At 48.8% G+C, this 20,968-nt stretch carries 17 protein-coding genes; 5 read left to right on the top strand and 12 right to left on the bottom strand.

What is annotated here, in order from left to right:
* Positions 1-10: 10 nt before the first annotated feature.
* A complete protein-coding gene (locus tag ABEQ74_RS22780; protein ID WP_430124446.1) occupies positions 11-961 on the bottom strand; it encodes an ABC transporter permease in 951 nt (316 codons plus the stop codon).
* 143 nt (positions 962-1,104) lie between these two features.
* Positions 1,105-2,703: an ABC transporter substrate-binding protein gene (locus tag ABEQ74_RS22785; protein ID WP_430124447.1), complete on the bottom strand. Its 1,599-nt coding sequence runs from the start codon at positions 2,701-2,703 to the stop codon at positions 1,105-1,107.
* A 162-nt stretch (positions 2,704-2,865) separates the two neighbouring features.
* On the opposite strand from ABEQ74_RS22785, the gene ABEQ74_RS22790 reads away from it, so the two are divergent.
* Positions 2,866-3,753 carry a LysR family transcriptional regulator gene (locus ABEQ74_RS22790; protein ID WP_430124448.1) on the top strand — a complete coding sequence of 296 codons (888 nt, stop codon included), beginning with the start codon at positions 2,866-2,868 and terminating at the stop codon, positions 3,751-3,753.
* Positions 3,754-3,858: 105 nt separating this feature from the next.
* Here the strand turns inward: ABEQ74_RS22790 and ABEQ74_RS22795 are convergent, their stop codons facing one another.
* Genes ABEQ74_RS22795 through ABEQ74_RS22810 form a run of 4 tightly spaced genes read right to left on the bottom strand, consistent with a single transcriptional unit; the run spans position 3,859 to position 7,914 of the window.
* Positions 3,859-4,461 carry an S-layer homology domain-containing protein gene (locus tag ABEQ74_RS22795; protein WP_430124449.1) on the bottom strand — a complete coding sequence of 201 codons (603 nt, stop codon included), beginning with the start codon at positions 4,459-4,461 and terminating at the stop codon, positions 3,859-3,861.
* A 9-nt stretch (positions 4,462-4,470) separates the two neighbouring features.
* Positions 4,471-6,093 carry an extracellular solute-binding protein gene (locus ABEQ74_RS22800; protein ID WP_430124450.1) on the bottom strand — a complete coding sequence of 541 codons (1,623 nt, stop codon included), beginning with the start codon at positions 6,091-6,093 and terminating at the stop codon, positions 4,471-4,473.
* Positions 6,094-6,125: 32 nt separating this feature from the next.
* Positions 6,126-7,007, bottom strand: coding sequence for a carbohydrate ABC transporter permease (locus tag ABEQ74_RS22805; RefSeq protein WP_430124451.1), 882 nt, complete (start codon positions 7,005-7,007; stop codon positions 6,126-6,128).
* Positions 7,008-7,023: 16 nt separating this feature from the next.
* Positions 7,024-7,914, bottom strand: coding sequence for an ABC transporter permease (locus tag ABEQ74_RS22810; protein WP_430124620.1), 891 nt, complete (start codon positions 7,912-7,914; stop codon positions 7,024-7,026).
* A gap of 364 nt (positions 7,915-8,278) precedes the next feature.
* On the opposite strand from ABEQ74_RS22810, the gene ABEQ74_RS22815 reads away from it, so the two are divergent.
* Together ABEQ74_RS22815 and ABEQ74_RS22820 are read left to right on the top strand one after the other, a co-directional pair.
* A complete protein-coding gene (locus ABEQ74_RS22815; RefSeq protein ID WP_430124452.1) occupies positions 8,279-10,546 on the top strand; it encodes a helix-turn-helix domain-containing protein in 2,268 nt (755 codons plus the stop codon).
* Between the two features lie 154 nt (positions 10,547-10,700).
* Positions 10,701-11,171 (top strand): GNAT family N-acetyltransferase, encoded by a 471-nt coding sequence (locus ABEQ74_RS22820; protein ID WP_430124453.1) that lies wholly within the window; start codon positions 10,701-10,703, stop codon positions 11,169-11,171.
* A 125-nt stretch (positions 11,172-11,296) separates the two neighbouring features.
* Here ABEQ74_RS22820 and ABEQ74_RS22825 read toward each other — a convergent pair whose 3' ends face one another.
* The 4 genes from ABEQ74_RS22825 to ABEQ74_RS22840 all read right to left on the bottom strand — a co-directional run bounded on the left by ABEQ74_RS22825 (position 11,297) and on the right by ABEQ74_RS22840 (position 14,050).
* Positions 11,297-11,857 (bottom strand): TetR/AcrR family transcriptional regulator, encoded by a 561-nt coding sequence (locus ABEQ74_RS22825; protein ID WP_430124454.1) that lies wholly within the window; start codon positions 11,855-11,857, stop codon positions 11,297-11,299.
* Positions 11,847-12,272 carry a YvaD family protein gene (locus tag ABEQ74_RS22830; RefSeq protein WP_430124455.1) on the bottom strand — a complete coding sequence of 142 codons (426 nt, stop codon included), beginning with the start codon at positions 12,270-12,272 and terminating at the stop codon, positions 11,847-11,849. Before ABEQ74_RS22830 ends, ABEQ74_RS22825 begins: the two co-directional genes overlap by 11 nt.
* A gap of 251 nt (positions 12,273-12,523) precedes the next feature.
* Positions 12,524-13,042: a GyrI-like domain-containing protein gene (locus tag ABEQ74_RS22835; RefSeq protein WP_430124456.1), complete on the bottom strand. Its 519-nt coding sequence runs from the start codon at positions 13,040-13,042 to the stop codon at positions 12,524-12,526.
* Positions 13,043-13,099: 57 nt separating this feature from the next.
* Positions 13,100-14,050 (bottom strand): helix-turn-helix transcriptional regulator, encoded by a 951-nt coding sequence (locus ABEQ74_RS22840; protein ID WP_430124458.1) that lies wholly within the window; start codon positions 14,048-14,050, stop codon positions 13,100-13,102.
* Between the two features lie 274 nt (positions 14,051-14,324).
* Here ABEQ74_RS22840 and ABEQ74_RS22845 point away from each other — a divergent pair, with 274 nt between their 5' ends.
* Together ABEQ74_RS22845 and ABEQ74_RS22850 are read left to right on the top strand one after the other, a co-directional pair.
* Positions 14,325-14,807, top strand: coding sequence for a PH domain-containing protein (locus ABEQ74_RS22845; RefSeq protein WP_430124459.1), 483 nt, complete (start codon positions 14,325-14,327; stop codon positions 14,805-14,807).
* Positions 14,800-16,467: a PH domain-containing protein gene (locus ABEQ74_RS22850; RefSeq protein WP_430124460.1), complete on the top strand. Its 1,668-nt coding sequence runs from the start codon at positions 14,800-14,802 to the stop codon at positions 16,465-16,467. The genes ABEQ74_RS22845 and ABEQ74_RS22850 overlap by 8 nt, the downstream gene beginning before the upstream one ends.
* Here ABEQ74_RS22850 and ABEQ74_RS22855 read toward each other — a convergent pair.
* Together ABEQ74_RS22855 and ABEQ74_RS22860 are read right to left on the bottom strand one after the other, a co-directional pair.
* Positions 16,447-17,100 (bottom strand): TVP38/TMEM64 family protein, encoded by a 654-nt coding sequence (locus ABEQ74_RS22855; RefSeq protein WP_430124461.1) that lies wholly within the window; start codon positions 17,098-17,100, stop codon positions 16,447-16,449. The genes ABEQ74_RS22850 and ABEQ74_RS22855 overlap by 21 nt on opposite strands.
* A 111-nt stretch (positions 17,101-17,211) precedes the next feature.
* Positions 17,212-20,826: a family 10 glycosylhydrolase gene (locus tag ABEQ74_RS22860; protein ID WP_430124462.1), complete on the bottom strand. Its 3,615-nt coding sequence runs from the start codon at positions 20,824-20,826 to the stop codon at positions 17,212-17,214.
* Positions 20,827-20,968 lie beyond the last annotated feature (142 nt).

Below are 20,968 nucleotides of genomic sequence, written 5' to 3' on the forward strand. Positions count from 1 at the left end.
TCACCCCTTCCTACCGCCGATTCAACTTGACTCGGGGATCAAGGAAACCGTACAGCAAATCTATTAGCAAATTCAGCAGCACATACGTTACGGTGATGAGCAGGATACTGCCTTGAATGACGGCAAAATCCCGGCGTTCGATGGAACGGATAATAAGCTGCCCGATGCCTGGAACGTTGAATACCGTTTCGATAACCGAGGCCCCAGTAATCAAGGTGCCGAATGTCTCCCCAATAACGGTAAGAATCGGAATAAACGCATTTTTAAGAGCATGTTTGTATACGACGATTCGTTCTTTCAGCCCTTTTGCCCTTGCGGTTTTGATGTACGACTCGCTGAGCACCTCAATCATCGATGAGCGCGTCATTCTCGCAATTAATGCAGCCTGCATCGCACCCAGGGCGATCGCGGGGAGCAGCAAATAACGAAGATGATTCCATAGCCCGCTGCTCAGCGGCTGATATCCCGCAACGGGCAGCCACTGCAATTTTACGGCAAAGAACAGGATCAGGAATAACCCGAGCAAGAAGCTGGGTACCGAAATGCCGAGAAGCGAGAACCCCATGACTGCTTGGTCTGCCAGCGTGCCTCTTTTGCGGGCGGCTATAACACCCAGAGACAGCGCAATGATCACGGCAAAAATCTGAGCCAGAATGGCGAGTGACAGCGTAGGAGGAACTCTGCTAAAGAACGCCTCAGCAACGCTCATATCCATGAAAATGGACTCCCCCAGATCTCCTGTAATCACACCGCCGAACCAGGATATGAACTGCTGATATAACGGTAGATCCAGCCCAAGCTGGGCTCTCAGCTGAGCGATGGCTTCTTCACTGGCCTCATCCCCTAGGATCACGCTTGCCGGATCACCTGGCGTCAGATGGATCAGCATAAATACGACAACCGCCACAACTAACAATATGGGGATCAGTGACAATATTCGCTGAACAATATACTTGGTCATGATGGCACTCCTTCAATGTCGAGAACTTCCCTTATACATGCAAACGGCCTGGCTCAGAAGGAGCAGACCGCCCTCGCATCCAAACCCGCATGAACGATGATGACGATTCCGTTATACTTCACCAGCCCCAGGCCAACGTACATTTATTTTTCAAGCGTTACATTCCACAAGATGGGACCGATCAAATCCTCGAATCCCTTCACGTTATCGCGAACTGCAATCAGGTTCTGAATATTTCCCAGCTTGATTATCGGGAGGTAATCCCAATTGACTTCATTCAGCTGATCCACTAGTGGCTTAGCCTCTTCAATTGAAGGAGCCGCCTGAATTTGAGCCAGTAAATCGTCGAGCTCAGGGCTGTTGGACCATCCCGGATAATTGGCACTGGATTCAAGGAATGGATACTGGTGAATGGTCGCACGCGTCGCAAACGTCATAGCAAACAGGTCGAAATTGTTCTCATCTGTACGACGTTCCTGCACGGTCGGCCAATCGTATACATCCAGCTCCGCATTCACACCGATAGATTTCAGAACATCCTGCGCAACAACGGCCAGATTGTACTGCTCCGGATAGTCGCGCGTCGTCAGGATAACGACCTTCTCGCCGTTATAACCGGACTCGGCCACAAGCTGCTTGGCTTTTTCCAGATCGTTCACATTGTATCGATCCGAGCCGGCCTGACTGTACCAATCGGTTTGGGAAGTCAAGGCCAGGGAGGCATCGAGTTCATAGAAGCGATTGTCACTGTAGGCAGCTGTAAGAGCTTCGTCATAGCTCAGCGCAGTATTGAACGCCTGCCTTAACTTCTGATCCGCGAATGGACCGGCTTTTTTGTTAAATACGTAGGTTACGATTCCACCCTCACTGAAGTAATTGCTAACCCCGTCGGTCGCATCAATCTGGTTGGCATTATCGAATGGAATGCCGAAGGCGACATCGTACTCACCCGTCATGATTCCAGCTACGCGCGTCGATTCATCGGTCACGTAACGGAAATAGATTTCATCCAAATAGGCATTTTTCTTCCCGCTTAGTCCACTGGATTCTCGCTCTTGAGCCGCATAATCCGCAAACTTCGTCAAATGCACATATTGGTCGGTCTTCCACTCCTCCAGCTTGTAAGGACCTGTCCCAATATACTCCTTAATGCCCTCCGCAGCAGCCGATTCAATGACCTCCTTCGGCATAATTCCCGGGAACGGTGCTGTGTCAGCCAGAATGTATGAACCTACTAATGAGGGGCGCTCTAGCGTCAGTTCAACGGTGTAAGGGTCCACCTCCTTGAACTTGGCACCTTGCAGATTGGCTTGTCCTTGTGTTGATGTCGACAGCCACTTGTCCATGGAAGCCACTACATCTTCAGCTTTCATCTCCTTGCCATTGTGAAAAGGAACCCCTTGACGAAGATGGAATGTGTAGGTTTTGCCATCATCGCTGATATCGAGCGATTCAGCCAACTGAGGCACGACTTCATAGTTTTTGTTGAGTGTAAGCAGTTGCTCGTAAATATTCCGCGACACGTCCCTTGTCGCTTGATTGGTCGTTAAATGGGGATCCAGCGTTGCCGGATTTGCGGGATACGCCACATTCAGCGTTCCGCCCGATACCGGATTTGCCGGTTCTGATCCAGGGTCTGCCGCCGGCCTGTTGCCCGATTCCGGGCTGCCGCCGCAGGCTGCAAGTACAGCAATGAAACCGATCAGCAGTCCCTTGCCGATCCATCTGTTTATTGATCTCATACCTCGACTCCACTCCTTGATGAAACGATTATTTTTTGAATAAATACTAGTATTCCGCTTGGAATTATATAATAATATATCATAACCTAACCGGGTCTCATCTCTAAAGAACGTAATAGAGCCTATTACGATTATTAATATCTTGACATGCGGAGGAATAATATGGACATCCAGTATTTCATCACCTTCCGGGAAGCCGCCCGCTGCCAAAGCCTGACCAAGGCTGCTGAACAGCTAAACTATGCTCAGCCCACCGTCAGCGTTCAAATCAAGAAGCTCGAGAACCATTTTGGAACCAAGCTGTTTGAGCGACACAGCAACAAACTCAAGCTTACGGAGCAAGGACTTCGGCTATTGGGTTATGCGGACAAAATCGTAGATGGCTACCTTGGGGCGGAGAATCTGTTTATCCCTGATGCGGTTGTGGACTTAACGATCGGGACGACGGAGACTCTCGCCGCATTCCTGCTGCCGCCCTACTTCCAAATGTTCCGTAAAAAATATCCAAAGCTCAACGTAACCTTCTTCCCGACATCAGACGAAAAAAATATCAGTAAGCTGAAGAACGGGGAAATCGATCTAGCCATCGTTCTGAACACTCCCATCACGGCACCTGATCTGCGTTCCTTGCCGATCCGGCACGAGGATTTCGTATTCATATGCCCGAAGGATCACCCATTAAGCGGAAGAAACGATGTATCGATTCATGAACTGCACAATAGCTCGTTTATTTTCACGGAAAAAGGATGTACATACAGGGAAGCGCTGGAGAGGTCCATGAACGACAATGGCGTGACTTATGAAACGGTATCCGAGATGGGAAGCATTGAGGGGATCAAGCAATGTGTAATCTATGGGATGGGAATTGCCATGATTCCGAGGATTGCGGCGGCCGAGCAGTTGCAGCACAATTCACTTTCGGGCTTTTCGATCAAACAAGGACCCATACAGCCCTTCTATTCGCAGATTCTCTTATCCAAAAACAAACATATTACCGCGCCACTCAACTATTTAATCTCCTTGCTGTCTTCCGGCAGCTCTTATGCTTAATTTCATATAGCAGGCTGCTTTTCCAGTCAACCCTATAAAAAACACCGTCCCAAGGCTCATGGAGAACCTTAAGGACGGTATTGTGGTTTATGACCTTCAGTGCATCTAGTCCATAAATTTCAGTTGAAACAAAGTACGTTTCAGCACGAGTGCCGCTTGTGCGCGGGTAACCGAATCGAATGCTGCGAAGTTACCATGGTTGTCACCCTGTACGATGCCTTGCTTGGCGAGTCTAGCCACATGAACAGCCGCCCAGGTCGGGATGGATGCCTGATCCTTAAATCCGGCATCGGCATTCGCCTCCTGATTCGACAAACCTGTCGGATTCACCGCCTCCATAGCCCGGGTGATCATCACGGCCATTTCTGCTCGGGTCATGCCGACATTCGGCGAGTAAGCGCAGCCCGTGCCGCCCTCCATCAAGCCGTAGCACGAAGCTGCACCAATCTCGCCGGCATACGCGGAATCATCCTGGACATCCTTGAATGCACCGCTCTCGATGACCGGACTAAATCCCATCGCACGGACCAGCATTGCCGTAAATTCAGCTCGTGTGATCGCCTTGCCCGGTGCATAGGAGTCCGCATTGACTCCGTTCACGAGCAGCTTGGAAGCCATGGATTCGATTTCCGCTTTCGCCCAGTGGCCGTTAAGATCGGCAAAAGCTTTCTCGATACGGGATCCTCCCGCACCGCGTCTATCGATCATAGTTTTCGATTACTCCGCTTGGTAGCGGTCATATGCCGCCTGGTAAACTTCCATGTAACGATCCAGTCCCATCTTGTTAAGTGTATTCACATACTCCTCCCATTGGCTGAACGAAGCCGATCCATTCACGAATTTGGCTTCCATCTCGGTTACGTAATCCTGAATATCTTTACCGACCGAAGACATTAGATCTGTCTCTTCCAATGTGAAGTTAAAGTTGTACAAGATATCCTTCACGGCATACGGTTCTGCTTTCTCGGCAGCGGCCAAGGCGGTTGGCAATGTCTCCGAACCTTTAAACCATTTTTCACGAACGAGTCCAGGATAGCTGCCGCCCAGCCATGTAAAGTTTTTGGCAAGCGCCTGATCCTGTGTCAATCCATTGGCATTCTCGGTAATATCTTTGACATACTCCAGCTGTCCATCTGCACTCACCGTGTAGGTCTCGCCTTCCTTACCCATGAAATAGAACTGTGCCCCTTCATCACCGTAGAAATAATCCATCCAACGAATGGTTGCTTCCGGGTTCGGGTTCTTATCTGTTATGGCAAAAGCTCCCACATGCACCATCGGCACCTTCACATGGGAATAGAGCTGGTCTCCGTTAGGTCCCTTCAGGGCTCCGAGTCCAATGTATTCCTTGCGTCCCATTACGGTCTCCGGGTTCGGAACAATGGTTGAACCGAGCAATCCTTCCTGCCCCTTGGCATTCAACGCCCCGCCTTCGATGGTGAAAATCTCTTTATCCAGCAATCCTTCTTTATAAAGCTTGTTCAAGAACTCCAGCATTTCCTTGTATTCCGGCTGTGCTTTGGTAAAGCGGAGTTTGCCTGTATCCGGATCAACGTCCACAAATTTATGGCCTAGTCCGCTCGTTCCCAGTCCCCAGGAGCCCTTCAGATGATCAATGATGCCCGTAATGCCTGTAGCGGCGAAGGGAACCTCATCATGTTGCCCGTTACCGTTCAGGTCGGTCTCTTTGACCGCCTTCAAGTAAGCGTAGAATTCTTCCGTCGTCTGCGGCTCCTTCATCCCGAGCTGATCCAGCCAATCCTGATTAATCCAGAGCGGCGTGCCAATCAGCATGGACAGCAGGGCAGGATCGTAGAAGGAAGGCAGAGAATAAATGTTGCCGTCCGGCATGGTTAATCCTTTGCGAATATCCGGATATTCCTCCATCAGCTTTTTAATATTCGGGGCGTACTTGTCGATCAAATCATTCAGCGGAATGAATACGCCCTGCTCACCATAGCGCGTCAACTCAGCTGAACTCACCCTTGCCGAATAGAATACATCCGGGTAGTCCCCGCCTGCCAAAGCAAGATTTCGCTTCTCGGTCAGGGTCTCAAACGGAATGAGGTTCCAGGTCACGTTAATGTTTGACATTTCGCGATAGGTTTTCCATACGAGTGTCTCCTCGAATTTGCTTCCGTTCGTCGGCGATTTGCCGGTAAAGAACGTAAGGTTCAAAGGCTCGTTCACAATAGGCATGCCAGTTTCATTCACGTTGGCCGCAGGTGATGCTCCTTTATCCCCTGCAGCATCTTCTCCACCCTTGCTTCCGCATCCAGCCAGTAATCCTGCAGCCAGTACGGCAGCCAATGTGATCGAAGTCCATTTTTTCATAACCATAAATTCATATCCCCCTCATCATTTGTCCGTAATCAACCTTTAATGGCACCAATCATGACGCCCTTTACAAAGTACTTTTGCAAAAAAGGATACAATAACAGCATCGGCAGATTCGTCACAATCACCGCTGCATACTTGATCGCTTCTGCATCCATCAGGCTGCGTGCCAGCGAGTCATCGCTGATATCCACCATCTCCTGCATTTGCCCCTGAACCAGAATTTCTCGCAGGAACAGCTGCAATGGATAGTTCGAACGATCCGCCAGATAGATCAACGCGCTGAAGTACGAGTTCCAGTGGCCAACGGCATAGAACAGCACCATGACGGCCAAAATCGGCCCGGATAATGGCAGAACAATGCGCCAGAGCACCCGCATATTGGAAGCACCATCAATAAACGCCGCCTCCTGCATCTCCTTCGGAATGGAATTCTGGAAGAAGGTTCGCATAATGATAATGTTCCACACGGATACCGCCGAAGGGATAATCATTGCCCAGATCGTATCCAGCATCCCCAGCTCTTTAACCAGCAGATAATTCGGAATCATCCCGCCGCTAAAGAACATGGTGAATACGATAATTGCGGTAAAAATCCCCCGGCCGTTAAAGTCGGCTCTGGATAACGGATAAGCGGCAGCGATTGTCATCATGACATTCAAGACCGTTCCTGTTGTCGTATAGAGCAATGTGTTCAGGAATCCCCGCATCAGCTCCGAATTAGCAAATAACCGTTCGTAACCGACAAATGACAGTTCCTTAGGCCAAATCCACACGTCCCCCCGCATCACCGTTTCCGGAGCACTAATGGAAGCAATCAGAACAAAATATAAAGGATATAGTACAAGAAGCGTGATAAAAGATAGTATAATGTAAATAAATACTCCAGCTATTCGTTCACTGCGGCTTTGCGGCATATACAAACATTCCTCCTTACCATAAGCTGTTCTCGCTGACTTTTCGGGCAATCCGGTTTACGGTAATCAGCAGGATGAAGTTAACAACGGAGTTAAACAGACCCACCGCAGCCGAGAAGCTGTACTGCGCACCCAATATACCGCTTCGGTATACATTAGTGGCGATAACGTCGGATGCTTCCATGTTCAGCGAATTTTGCATCAGGAATATCTTCTCAAAGCCGACGCCGAGAACAGAACCGATATTCAGAATGAGCAAGATCGTCATTGTGGGCGCGATCCCCGGCAGATTAATATGCCAGATTCGCCGCAGCCAGCCTGCACCATCCACCTTGGCCGCCTCATGCAGCTGCGGATCAATTCCAGCGAGCGCCGCCAAATAGATGATAGAGCTCCAGCCCATGCCCTGCCATACACCGGACCATACATAGATGCTCTTGAACCACGAAGGTTCCGTCATGAAAGCTATAGGTTCTCCACCGAAGGAGGTGATGATGAAATTGACAAGGCCGCTGACCGGCGACAGAAACATCATAATCATACCAACCACAACGACCGTAGATAAGAAATGGGGTGCATAAGTTACAGTTTGTACAAATCGGCGAAACCGGCCCGACCTGGCTTCATTAATCATCAATGCCAAAATGATTGGAATCGGAAATCCGACTGCCAGCTCATATAAACCGATACCCATCGTATTTTTGATAATGCGCCAGAAATAAAAGCTGTCAAAAAAACGTTCGAAATGCTTGAAACCGGCCCATGGACTACCCATGATCCCTTTGTTAGCCATAAAATCCTTGAATGCAATCTGGACGCCATACATCGGCACGTAATGAAATACAATAAAGTAAATCAGGACCGGAGCAAATAGAACATATAGCTGCCAGTTTTTGCGTACCTGCATCATCCATCTTCGCCAGGCACTTTTCTTGCCTATGTTTGAATGCGCTTCCAAATTGTTTAGATGACGTTGTATAATCAGTTATCCCCTCTCTTTCGTTTATGCGTCTTCGTGTGTCCCAAGGTCCACGTCTGAATCATAAACGACCCGAGTACATAAGGGATATTGACCATTTTATTGATGTCTCGCTTTTCATTGGATCGATGGGCAGAAATGCCGTTTTCCTAAAGCAATGCCTATAATCTAAAAATTTGACTATCCTATTTTTACGCATGTTTAACAGAAATCAGGTACAGTCCTTAATACTTGTCCTTTATAATGTTGGGAAGCCTTGAACATCAGAACATACACAAAAGGGGGGAAGGCTGTGAATTGGATCAGACATAAAAGCCGCAGTGTATTCTTTAAGATATTTCTGAGCTTTCTGGCCATCATTTTGTTATTCGGATTGTTCTATATGGTTATCTTCCAGCTCTTCAAGAACAGCTTTCAAAAAGAAATCATTGATACCAGTCAGCGGGCGATACATGATACCACGGAACGGTTCACCAACCAATTCAGTAGGCTTCAGGTATTGATGTTTGACATATATAATCAATCGAATTTAATCGGGTTCAACAATCAGCTTCGCCACCAAGCGGGATACGATGTGAATTACTTGAAGGCCCGCGAAGTGATGATTCAGATGCGGAGCGATATCTACAATCCGCTCTTCTTCCTGGAAGATACCCTGATATATTTCAGGGAGCATAATTTTGTACTTAGCAAATCCGGAAGCAGCGATGCTTCTTATATGTTCAATCGCTCTTATACAAGTCCTATGTATCCATATTCATTCTGGAGCAGCTTCGAGGGAGAGCAGGAATCCTTCACGCTCCTCCCAGCTGCAACATATAGAATCAGCAATGATCTGTCCGAGAAGAAACTAATGCCCTACGTCTATAGGCAGCCGGACAGCCCTTATGAGATCATTGCCCTCATCGATATCGGTAAGGCCGCCCAGTCCTTCTTCGGTGAGTCAGATGATCGTGCCTTCGGCATCCTGAACGCCAAAGGTAAATTGCTGTATGCCTTAGGTTCGCTTAACCAAGATGAGCTCCCTTCGTTTGAAGCAGGACAACAAGCGGTGCTGAAAGATGGGACCTACTATTTGATGGAGACCGGAGCAGATGGGCTGACCTATGTCTCCGCTGTGCCCTATAGTCATGTTTCTTCTCAGCTCAATCGGTTAACTGGCGGTTTACTGCTCATCTTCTGCTTGTCTTTAGGCGTGGCCCTTGCCGCATCCTATTTCTTCAGCCGCAGATTGCACAAGCCGGTGAAGCAGATTCTTACGACCGTGCTGAACAGAGCCAACAACACGCCGGTGCCGGAGACGGGAAGCATCACGGAGTATGATCTGATTCAGAACCGCATCCAAGAGCTGTTCCGGGAGAAGGAAGAAATTCGGGACCGCATGAACAAACATAAATCTGTTCTGACGAGTTACTCTTATATCAGCCAGTTGAAGAGCATCAATATGGACATCAGCGAGTGGGAAGATTTCTTGTCGGATGACGGAAGCTTTATCGTCGTTCTGTATCACATCCGTTTTCGGATGAATCCGGTCTACGAGCTTCCACTCCATACCGATCAGGCTGTCCGCCATATGCTGGAGCATATTCATTTGATCACGGCCGAACGCTATCCAGGATCGCATACATTCCAGATCGAGAAGAATGAGATTGTCTCCATCTTCAAACGGGAGGAGGCCACCCATTTAGAGGAGCTGCTGCAAGAAATCAGGGATGTGCTGAACGAAGAGAAAGAGTTGTTCCTTGTCACGATTGCGATCAGTTCCCAGGTAAGCGATTCGTCTGAGTTTAACCAAGCCTACCATCAGGTCAAGGGATTGACTGCCCAAGCTCAGCTTCTCGAGGAATCGCAAATCGTGACCAAGCAGCGGGTGCTGCCAACCACCGTCAACCTGAGTCCGTCACAGGAAAAAGGACTGCTCGACGCGCTCCAAGCCGGCAGCGAGGATCGCTGTTTGCAAATTATCGATCAGGCACTGGAAGCCATGCAGCGGAAAGAGGCAGGTATCGCACAATTTCGTTTCTTCGCCGATTCAGTCTCTGCCAAAATTATGGGTTATTTAGAAATGGCCCAGATCGACAAGAATGCCCTTCATTCCTTGAAGCAGTGGAGCTCTCGAATAGCAGAATGTCACTGTTTATCCGATTACCAAGGGGTATTCCGTCAGCTCATTGAGGCTTCATGCACGCTCATTCGCAAGAAGAAGGCTACCGGCGAAGAGCCGCTGATCGCCATGTTTATGAAGATTATTCATAACCAGTATGCAGAAGATCTGTCTCTCGATTATTTATCAGCGAAGCTGAACTTATCGAGTGCCTACCTTTCTGTATATATCAAGGAGAAGACTGGCCTCAACTTCAGTGATCATCTGCTTGGCATCCGCATGAACAAAGCCAAGGAATTGCTGGCGTGCACGGACTTGACCGTGAATGAGATTAGTCAGCGTGTCGGTTATCTTAACATTACCTCCTTCAACCGGACATTCAAGAAGTCTGCTGGAATGACCCCTGGAGCTTACCGCAGGCAGCATGTCGTGCAAACTCATGCAAGCAGTTTATAAGTATCACGGTAAACACATAAAAAACCTTCTCTTTCCCAGCGTGGACGGGGCCTAGCCCTGCTTGTACGCGGAAGAGAAGGTTTTTTTGCTTCCAAATCGAAATATATATTATGTAGGTAATCTATATCAACAAAAACCCAAAAGGATGAGATTGATGCTTTTTCGTATGACAACCATGACCGCTGCCTATGCCGATCAAATTTTGTTATGGAGCTATGAACCGCCTTATGATTTCTATAATAGCGACCAAGACGAGGAGTCTCGAAGAGAGCTCTTGGAGAATTCGTATTATGCCATCCTGGACGAGGAAGAGCAGCTTTACGGCTTTTACTGTACAGGTCCCTCTGCCCAAGTTCCGGCTGGAATCCCGCTAGGTGCCTATGATGAGGATCTGCTGGATTTCGGTCTGGGGATGAAACCTGAATTTACGGGAAAGGGACTGGGAAAAGAGTTCCTCTCCTTCGTGCTGGCATCCATTGCTGAGCTTCAAGATCACAAGCCACTACGGCTGACCGTGGCTGCATTTAACCAACGTGCGATTCGTTTATACACCGGGCACGGATTCACAGAAGTTACTTCGTTTGATCATCGCGGCACCACGTTCATAACGATGGTTCAAAGATAGACGTTCTCTTATTGACAATAAAAAGAGGGTAAGCCTGAATTGGGACACCCTCCTGACTCTTGATATGTTATGTCGTCCATCCTCTTTTTCTCCTCGATTAGTTTGTGTATTTCCGGTCAACTGGATTATGAGTTACTGGATGAGCGGATCCCATCCATTAAGAAGCTGACCATTTGTTCCAGCGCTTGTTGCAGTGTCAATTGGCCCCCGGAAGCATACTGATCCATCAGCTGGTACAATGCCCCGACATATACTTGGATGAACAGCTCAACGTTGAAAGGACGAAAGAGCCCCGCCTCAATCCCTTCACGAAATAATAAGCGGATATTATCCCAGCCTGTGTTCATATATTCGTCGAGCTGTTTCCATTGTTGCGGGTACCGGAGTTCCAATTCCTTCATCACACGAATATCGTGAAAGGCGACCCCTTGCGGAAGGACCGTTAAGGCTCCCTGTATTTTGTCCGCTAGAGGAATAGAATCGTCATTTATCAATACTTCCTCTTGCTTCATCATATTCTGGACGGACTGTGTCACGATATAATCGACCATCGCTTCCTTGGATTCAAACTGCTGGTACAACGTCTTCGTGCTAATGCCGAGCTGGCCTGCCACATCCCGAATGGAGAACCTCAATCCTCGCTGTGCAATTTCCTGAACGGCAGCCTGAGCAATTTTATCCTTCATACCACACGCTCCCCTTCCCCATAGCTGAACCTTGGTTTCTCAACAGTCTCGGCAAAAAGAACAGAGGGTATATCATCAGGAACAGATTCGGCAGCCACCAGAGCAAGTCCACATCGAGCCGAATGCTCCAAAACGCTATAGCCTGCAATCCCGAACAAAACGTCAGCACTAACGAAATCAGGCACACCGGGCGCCATTTCGGGTTTCCATTCCTATAGAGATACACACTCCATATGCCTGTCCATGATATCAATATATCCAATGGAACAAACGACAAGTTCCATGCTACCAGCAGCTCATTGTCATAGTCCTGGTATAGGTACTCCTTCGGAATCAGGCTCAAGAAACTCAGGAGCCAGTATATTATAAATCCGATATCGGTTCCCAGCATCAGCGATTTTAACGGTCTACTCACCTTTAACCTCCTATTATTCATGTATTAAAACATGGAAAACATTTTGATTTATATGTTTTCCATTATATTCTCTTTCCTCCCTACTTTCAACTTCATTGGAAATATACAGCCTTTAGGCGGGGCATATAACGAAGACCAACATTTTTGCTGCCTTATATCCGAGGGCTGTCTTTGAAGCCTGTTCGACTCACTACCTGTTAAAATAAGCACAGACAGCTCCAATAATACTGGAGCCGTCTGTGCTTTCCTGCTTACGATTCAATGGCTATGTAAACATCCACTACGGTATTCGCTGGATCAAATGCGTGTACATCATAGCGTTCATAATCACCTGTATATGTCCTTCTCTCCGCTGCATGCTCAAAGTAACTCCAAATTTCGCGCCATATCTGAGGGACAACTTCAAAGACGGGACCTCGTCTACTCCGAAATACCAAGTAACTGGATTCCGGCACAAACGCTTGTCGCTGTATTTCGGAATTGGTGTCCGACGCAGATGCGGCCCCCTCATCTATCGAACTGCCGATGATCACGGTGTAAGCTCCGGATGCATCGCTCTCGTATTCGGTATACAAGGCGTAGATGGATTGATCGTTATCGGATATCTGTGCTTGCATACCGCTTTGGAAGTAGCTGTCCCATAACCTTGGTATCTTGCCTTCCGGACCTGCTTCTTCTTTATTTGTCGTTCGAACTCCAATACCTTGAATAGACATGGCCGGCCTGGTCTCGATCCATCGTTCACTTTGATTCTGCTGATGATTGCTCATGAATTGTTGCCTCCTTAAAATGAATATAATTCTATTCTAAGGAGGTAATGTGGACACCTATCTGTCCTGGTTACCGTACCGACTAATAATCCTTTGTGCCCTTCGCTTTAATTCCTCCGCTGCCTCATGCGGCTGCTCAACCAGCACTTGAGCCCCAAAGCTCAGAATCATGCCATAAAACCACTCATCCAACTTATATCTCGTTTGAACACGAATAGCCCCGTCCGGGGAAACATTTACTTGTTCTGGCGGAAAAATATCCGCCACTCGCTGACGTGCGCTTGCCTCAAATAACAGCACCGTCTCCTGTTCCTGCTCATGCGACCACGACGTTTTCCATTCCAAAGATTCCTTACCGGATAATGGTCTTGACTCATAATGCTCACTCAGCATCTCGATCCGCTGCATCCGCGACAGCCGGAAGATTCGCTCATCCTCCCGCACGAGACAATAAGCTTGTACATACCAAACATTCCCCTTCAAAATTAGGGATGCAGGTTCAATGATTCTTCGCTCAGAAGCTCCCTCCGAACTAATATATTCCATGATAACCCTGCGGCTTTCTTGAATCGCTTGTTTGAGTAGGCTTACACTGTTCTTTAATCCTTGACGTTGCCCCCAAGGCTGAAAGTCCATCACAACAGACTCCCTGCGATATTCACCACCAAAACTCTGCTCCACTCTATGAAGCAGCGCCTTTACTTTCTCAAGCAGAATATCCATCTGCTGATCGGCCAGGGCACTGCTCATTCCTTTGACGGCCGCAACCAGCGTACTCATCTCCTCAGCGGACAGCCAATATTTGTCGATCATGTAATGCTCCATAATTTCAAATCCGCCAGATATCCCCTGATGGGCAACAATGGGAATCCCGGCTTGAGATAAAGTATCCATATCGCGATATATCGTTTTGCTTGATACCTCAAATCGCTCAGCCAGCTCCTTGGCGCTCAGTCTCCCGCGGTTGAGCAGCAGGACGGTTATGGCTAACAGCCGGTCAATTTTCATTACGCTACCCCTTAATTCTCAGTCATTTATTATATTGGAAAGCCGCGAAACCTCGATCGAGTTCGCCAAGTTCCTTAATTCAAGCTTAACAGATTTGGCATATGTTCATGCAACCGTTAGGTCAGGTTCAATTGCTCGTTAACCTGTTATGCTACAATGATAATCACTGCAAGCAAGTCGGAGGCCTTGAAGAAACGAATCTCTCCCAGTAACGTAGACATACATATAAATACAAAGACTGCTCGAATCTTTAACATCAAGGAGGAACATACATATGGATAATCGGCTTGACGCCATGCGCAGATGTCACCCGGACTCCGTAACGATCTCCCGCATAACGGGCATCATTACGGATGGGGTTATCCTGCTCGCAGCTGTAGCATATCTGATTATCGCCGCTATATTCGGGTGGACCCTAATACCAGGCTGGATCACCATCGGATTGCTGGTTCTCGGAATCTGGTTTACTTGGGCTGTGCCCTCCTTCATCTACAAACAATTCGGTTTCCGGGTAAGCGAGGAAGAATTGGAGCTACGATCCGGCTGGATCTGGCTCAGCGATACCCTGGTCCCCATGACGCGGGTACAGCATGTCGAGCTTGAGCGGGGACCGCTCCTTCGTAAATATGGCTTGGCCAAGGTAAAGGTCGTTACCGCCGCGACGACTCATGTCATTCAGGCGCTTAAGCTGGAGGAAGCAGAGGAACTAAAAAAACAGATCGGCGAGCTGGCAAAAGTGGTGGATTACGATGAATGAACCAACAAAACTTCACCGGCTGTTCATCCTGTTCCCACTCGTAGGCAGCGTAAAATCGCTCATTCCGATCGCAGCTCTAGTATCCCTCAAATTCCTGGGCGGTAAGTCGCTGCGTGACATCCCCTGGTACTGGCTGTCCACTGTCATCATCCTGGTTACGGTTCTGCTTCTGTACGGATATCTGAAGTGGAAACGCTTTGTCTATACGTTGGAAGAAGACAAAATCCTCATCCGCCGCGGCGTTCTGTTCCGTGAGGAATTGTCCATTTATACAGGTCGCATTCATTCCATGAATATGGAGCAGCCTTTGCTGCAGCGTATTCTGGGACTTACCCAGGTCCGAATAGAAACACCAGGCAAAACCGAAGGCGGAGGCATACTTCCTGCGGTCACCAATAGCGAAGCGAAGCGGCTTCAACGCTGGCTGCGTGAGCAAACGAGAACCAAGCAGACGGACCGTGAAATACGCCAACATGAAAGTTCCGACCCATCCGATCACTGCCTTTCCGTGGAGAGTGAAAGACCATCTGTTCAACCGTCGGAAACCCGGGAGAATCAGGAATTCATTCACCCGCCGAACCATAACCAAGGATTCGAAAGCAATCGTTTAGCGAATTCCGATTCCAACATTGCCGGGAGGCACACCGCGGGCAATCCAGAAACGGTAGAAGAAGAACGCAGCACACTGCTGCAGCTATCTTCAGGACGCCTGCTCATAGCCGCTCTCTCCTCGCCCAACCTGTCACTGGCTTTAGCCTTTGTGGGTGGTATCCTATCTTTTGCGGACGACCTGCTCCCGGATCGGATGTACCAATTGCTGTTTCAATCGGCAGGAAAGCTGCTGCCCGGCAGTTGGATCGGCATCGCCGCTTTGGCGCTCATCGTATCCTGGCTGCTCTCAGCCGTACTCTATACGATTAAATATGCGAACTTCACTGTTGAGCGAATTGGGAAACAAATCTCGGTCAGCTGCGGACTGCTGGAGCGAAAAAGATTGCTCTTCTCTCCCGAACGGGTGCTGGCTATTACTGTCAAAGAAGGCGTATTCCGGCGCATATTCGGTTACGCTGAGGTGAAGGTCCATGTGCTGGCGTCCGAGTCTGACAAGCACTTCATGCTTCATCCTCTACTGAAGATTAAAGATATTCCAGCGCTGCTGAATCGGGTTACGCCTCAATTCAGCGCTCAGGCCATTACTGCTTCGCCGCCACCCCGCGCTATATGGATGTATCTGCGGTGGAAGCTGGCTGTTGCCGCTCTCATTGGTTCTGTGTGCATTTGGTATTTTGAATATCTCGGTTTGTTATCTCTTCTGCTGCTCCCGCTCTCGTTAGCTTGGGGACTCCTTTCTCACCGGGATTCCGGACTCAATCTAACGGACAAACAGCTCACGATTCGCAGCCGTTTCATTGCAGTCTCCACCAGATATATACGCCGCCCTCAGATCATTGCCATGGAGGTTAGCGGTACACGTAGACAGCGAAGAAGAGGGCTTCTGTCACTTCATGTGAAGATGATATTTAGCGAGATCAACGAAGGTTTAAGCGGGATGGATCAGCGAGAGATCGAGGCTGTTCGGACATGGTTCCAAAAGAAAAAGGACGAGACCTCCGCATCTGCTGAGCAGAGTGGTCTCACCTCATCGATTGATCAACTCTGACTGTTTGGCCTCCGTTCTTCCCGAAGTGCCAAAGCCAGATAGCCGGTAAACCAGGATGGTTGCCACGAGAAACACACCGTACACGCCAATAGTTATGAGGATATGTGAAGGATCGGCCATAAGACGGTCTCCAACTAAAGCGAACAGAAGCATAGCAGGGATTTTACCCAGAGCGGACGCCATGCCGTATGAGATAAACGACACTTTGCTGATCGCCGCATACACATTGACCACAATGGAAGGGATAAACGGGATCAAACGGGTAAAAAGTATGGCCAAAAAAGCATTTCTCTCGAACATCGTGGTCACTTTTCCTAGCCTGTTATAACGATAAAGCACCCGTTCTCCCCATTGCTGGAATCCGTAGCGGATGAATGTAAACATCAGAATAGAAGCAGCAATAGAGCCGACCCAAGTGACGATTCCGCCGAGGAGTGGTCCTAATGCAGCACCGATTACGCCTCCTACCACCGGGTATGGGATCACGGGAAACAAGGCCATGATAACAGCCATAAGTATGATCAGCATCATATCGTCTGTCGATTTTATCCATGTTAATATGGCATCTCCATAATGGTAAACCAAACCGCCTATCGCAGCGTACACCAACGCCATTCCTATTTTCTTAAACATAATCACGCTCCATGCCGTAATGCACCTATTGTATCACGGGTCATAGAAAGGCGGACAAGCAGAAATAGGGACATTCCGTCGTTACCGGGATGTCCCTTCTCTGTTTATATCTTAAAGATTCAACAAGTTATAAATAATGACGGCTGCTTGGGCACGATTAGCGATGCCTTGTGGCGTAAATCGGTCATGACCTGTCCCTTGAATCACACCTTTCTCGGCCAAGAGGGCGACGGCACTTCGTGCATAACCTGCAATGCTGCTGTTATCCTTAAATTTCGCCAAGGCTTCGTTCTCGTCATCCGCCCTCATATCGGCGAATAAGGACAACGCATTAGCACTCATAATAGCCATCTCTTGGCGCGTAATCGGACGATTCGGCTCAAACTTGCCCCCGCCCACACCTTGAGCTAACCCAGCATCGACCGCAGCGGCGATCAGTGCGTAGTGCCAGTCGGTTGGTTTCACATCCGTAAATACAAGATCTGTCGATCCTTCCAGCTGGAAGGCACGAACCAGCATCGCCAAAAATTCGGCTCGAGTTACCGGCTTCAGCGGCTCGAACAAGTCCTGTCCCACTCCTTCTACAATACCCAGCTCAGCCAATTTCTCAATGGCCGACTTCGCCCAGCCGACCTTCTCTATATCGCTGAATTCCCGTGTTTTCGGCGGTGTCGGCGGCTTCACGGGAGGGCTCACCGGTGGTGTTACTGGAGGCGTGACCGGTGGTGTCACGGGTGGATTTACCGGTGGCTTGACTGGCGGCGTCACCGGCGGTGTGACCGGTGGTGTTATGGGTGGATTCACTGGTGGAGTCACTGGCGGTGTCACTGGCGGATGACCATTGTCACTTGTTTTGACCGTCACCGATGAATTCGAATCACTTTCGTTATGAAGCCGATCAACGGAAGTCACCACATAAGTATACTCCTGATCTTTCACTACGGTACGATCCACCAGTGATTGCACCGTTCCTGCAGTCTTTCGGAATGTCCCTAAAAGATGTGACGGATCCTGGATATTGCCAGCACCTTCACCTTCAAAGCGATACACGGCATAATACGCTTCGTCACCTTCTGATGACCAGCTAAGCTTTATCCCTTCCTGTATAAACTCAGCCTTCAGACCCTGAGGAGATGACGGCGCTGTCGAATCAATCCAAGGCATCGCCGGGATCAACGCCGGATATCGGTATAGATCATTCTTCAGCCTGTCCGTGAAACCAAGCGCATTATCCCGAAACCATTTGGAACTGAAATACATACTCCCCTGGACTTCCTCATAGTTGCGGTTGTATTTGATCTGGTTCGGCATTTCCTCGGGATTTGACCAATCGGCGTTCGACCCGATTTTATACACAGCTTGGCCGCTGTACAAATGGACCCTTTTGCCGGAGACGACCTCACTCCACCAATCGATCAGCTTATCATAAGCAGCCGCGGAATACCCGATGTTCCAATAAATCTGCGGCGTTATATAGTCGATCCATTCTTCGTCCACCCATTTCTTTGAATCTGCATAGATAGCGTTATAGCTTTCCAAGCCGTTGGTTTCGGAACCTGCCGGATCACTGGATTTATTCTTCCAGATCCCAAACGGGCTAATACCGAATTTTACGTAGTTCTTCTCAGCCTTAATGGCCGCATTCACGTTCTGTATGAATTCATTGACGTTATTTCTTCGCCAGTCGCTCTTATTCGTAAAGGAGCCCTTGTACTGATTGAATGTGTCCGTATCCGGGAAATCCACACCGGTTACAGGGTACGGATAGAAATAGTCGTCAAAATGCACGGCATCAATATCATAGTTCCGCACGACCTCCATAATGCCATCGATAATAAACTGCTGTGCCTCTGGAATCCCTGGATTAAAATACAGCTTGCCGCCATATTCTTCGACCCATTCCGGATGCCGCTTCGCTGGATGGCCCTCTACGAGTTTGTTGATATCCCCTTGCAGACTGATGCGGTACGGATTAAACCAGGCGTGAAACTCCATGTTCCGCTTATGGACCTCTTCCAGAAGGAATGCAAGTGGATCGTAACCGGGATCTTTGCCCTGTATACCCGTCAACCATTCAGACCAAGGGCCGTACTGGGAGGGATAGAAGGCATCCGCCGTTGGTTTGATCTGCATAATTACGGCATTCATCCCTGCATCCTCAAGCTGATCCAGCAGAGTGATAAACTGTAACTTCTGCTGCTGCGGATCGGTGACGCCTTTGGCAGGCCAATCAATATTGTCCACGGTCGCAATCCAAGCGGCTCTCATCTCGGTCTTCGGATGCCCGGAAGCTTCATTCACCGTAACATAGAGCGAGCTGCTCTTTCCTTGAAAATCAGCTGTTATTCTCGTGGAACCTGTCTTCAAGCCGGATACCACTCCTTTAGGATCGACAGCAGCTACATTTGGATTACTACTTGTAAACGTAACACCTTCCGTTATGGTCACCGGTTCCTCCATCCAGGAGTAGGTTGCCGATACTACGGTCTCGAATGAGTCACCCACCGTAACCGCTGTAAGGCCTTGAAGCTCGATGCTCTGCAGTACAGGAACCGGGTCCGTTACCGTAATATCATGCTTTGCTGACATACCGCGGTACGAAGCGGCAATGGCTGCCGTTCCAGCGGAAATTGCAGTCAATTGGCCGGCTTGGTCTACCGATACAACGCCCGGCTGGTCGCTGTCATAACTGATATCTTCTGTCACCCACACAGGGTCCGCCTGGGTACCATAAACAGAATAAACCACACTGGTTCTCATCTTTCCGGTAACGCTTGTCTCCATATGAAGCGGCCCGGATAACAGCAATTCACCAGGGTGCGGCGTATCCGCCGTAATATGAAGTTCATACTGAGATTTCGGTGCGTCACCGTATTGAGCTGTTATGGTGACCGTTCCCGGTGCCAATGCCTCGATCGTGTCGTATGTCACTCCTGTCACTGTGGCAATTTTGTCGTCACTGCTGGTCAGCTTCACACCGTCAGTAACCAATACAGGCTCGGTTTGTCCTTCGTATGTAGCATATACTTGAGGCTTCACCGTTTCTCCAACAACCATGGGAGTCAGTCCACCTATATCGAGCCCATACACTTGGGAATTCGAATAGAATGCAGACAGCCTGTCAAAGTACACAGTCCCCCTGTTCTTATTCGTGTCCTTTAATTCCGCGATATAGATTTGGTTCACTTTAAGAGGATACTTGACACCAGACGGGACGTTAAATTTGACGTACCTCCAGCCTTTCCAGCTAAAGCCACTGGTCGAGGTTAAGTCCACGGTATGTGAGCCACCGGATGAATCCAGAAGCTGAGCACGTAGCCAGTGGTTCCCGCCATCGCCGTAAACCCATAACCCCAGAGAAGTCGGTGAGCCTGGGACGCTTCTGCCCTTTGACCCGTCCGAGTCTGTGAAGTTGAGATACGCCGCCGAAGTTCCGGATTCGCCATCTACAAAATCATAACTTAAAGCTGCAGCATGATGGCCATAATAGATCGGCTCAGGCCTCCCCACTAAATCCAGCTGGGCCTTTCCCCGAGCTGAAGAAGCGAACAAATTCGTTACGGATTCAAAATCCTCCAGGACGACAGCTTCAGGACCTCCAGCAGTCCCAGACATATCAAAGAAATTTTCCGCTGCGGAAACTGCCGAGCTGAACATTACCGCAAAAGCTAAAACTATGGGCAAAATGATCCTGCTTCTTCGCTTGATACGCCTCTTAATTCTCATTCACTAATTCACTCCTCATTAAAATGTATGCGCTTACGATTTATGAAAACCGAGGGCTGATCGAAATCGGCAGTTCCCACCTCCAATCCATTAGCCAGATTAGATGATCCTTATGGAACAAAAAACATCCATATTCATCTCT

The organism is Paenibacillus solani, assembly GCF_050475945.1.
GTDB lineage: Bacteria > Bacillota > Bacilli > Paenibacillales > Paenibacillaceae > Paenibacillus_AQ > Paenibacillus_AQ solani_A.

Coding starts and splice junctions, on each gene's coding strand:
- ABEQ74_RS22845 (WP_430124459.1), top strand. CDS start 14,325: ATGGATAATCGGCTTGACGCCATGCGCAGATGTCACCCGGACTCCGTA.
- ABEQ74_RS22825 (WP_430124454.1), bottom strand. CDS start 11,857: ATGAAGGATAAAATTGCTCAGGCTGCCGTTCAGGAAATTGCACAGCGA.
- ABEQ74_RS22795 (WP_430124449.1), bottom strand. CDS start 4,461: ATGATCGATAGACGCGGTGCGGGAGGATCCCGTATCGAGAAAGCTTTT.
- ABEQ74_RS22810 (WP_430124620.1), bottom strand. CDS start 7,914: ATGCAGGTACGCAAAAACTGGCAGCTATATGTTCTATTTGCTCCGGTC.
- ABEQ74_RS22800 (WP_430124450.1), bottom strand. CDS start 6,093: ATGGTTATGAAAAAATGGACTTCGATCACATTGGCTGCCGTACTGGCT.
- ABEQ74_RS22855 (WP_430124461.1), bottom strand. CDS start 17,100: ATGTTTAAGAAAATAGGAATGGCGTTGGTGTACGCTGCGATAGGCGGT.
- ABEQ74_RS22860 (WP_430124462.1), bottom strand. CDS start 20,826: ATGAGAATTAAGAGGCGTATCAAGCGAAGAAGCAGGATCATTTTGCCC.
- ABEQ74_RS22805 (WP_430124451.1), bottom strand. CDS start 7,007: ATGCCGCAAAGCCGCAGTGAACGAATAGCTGGAGTATTTATTTACATT.
- ABEQ74_RS22840 (WP_430124458.1), bottom strand. CDS start 14,050: ATGAAAATTGACCGGCTGTTAGCCATAACCGTCCTGCTGCTCAACCGC.
- ABEQ74_RS22790 (WP_430124448.1), top strand. CDS start 2,866: ATGGACATCCAGTATTTCATCACCTTCCGGGAAGCCGCCCGCTGCCAA.
- ABEQ74_RS22785 (WP_430124447.1), bottom strand. CDS start 2,703: ATGAGATCAATAAACAGATGGATCGGCAAGGGACTGCTGATCGGTTTC.
- ABEQ74_RS22835 (WP_430124456.1), bottom strand. CDS start 13,042: ATGAGCAATCATCAGCAGAATCAAAGTGAACGATGGATCGAGACCAGG.
- ABEQ74_RS22820 (WP_430124453.1), top strand. CDS start 10,701: ATGCTTTTTCGTATGACAACCATGACCGCTGCCTATGCCGATCAAATT.
- ABEQ74_RS22850 (WP_430124460.1), top strand. CDS start 14,800: ATGAATGAACCAACAAAACTTCACCGGCTGTTCATCCTGTTCCCACTC.
- ABEQ74_RS22780 (WP_430124446.1), bottom strand. CDS start 961: ATGACCAAGTATATTGTTCAGCGAATATTGTCACTGATCCCCATATTG.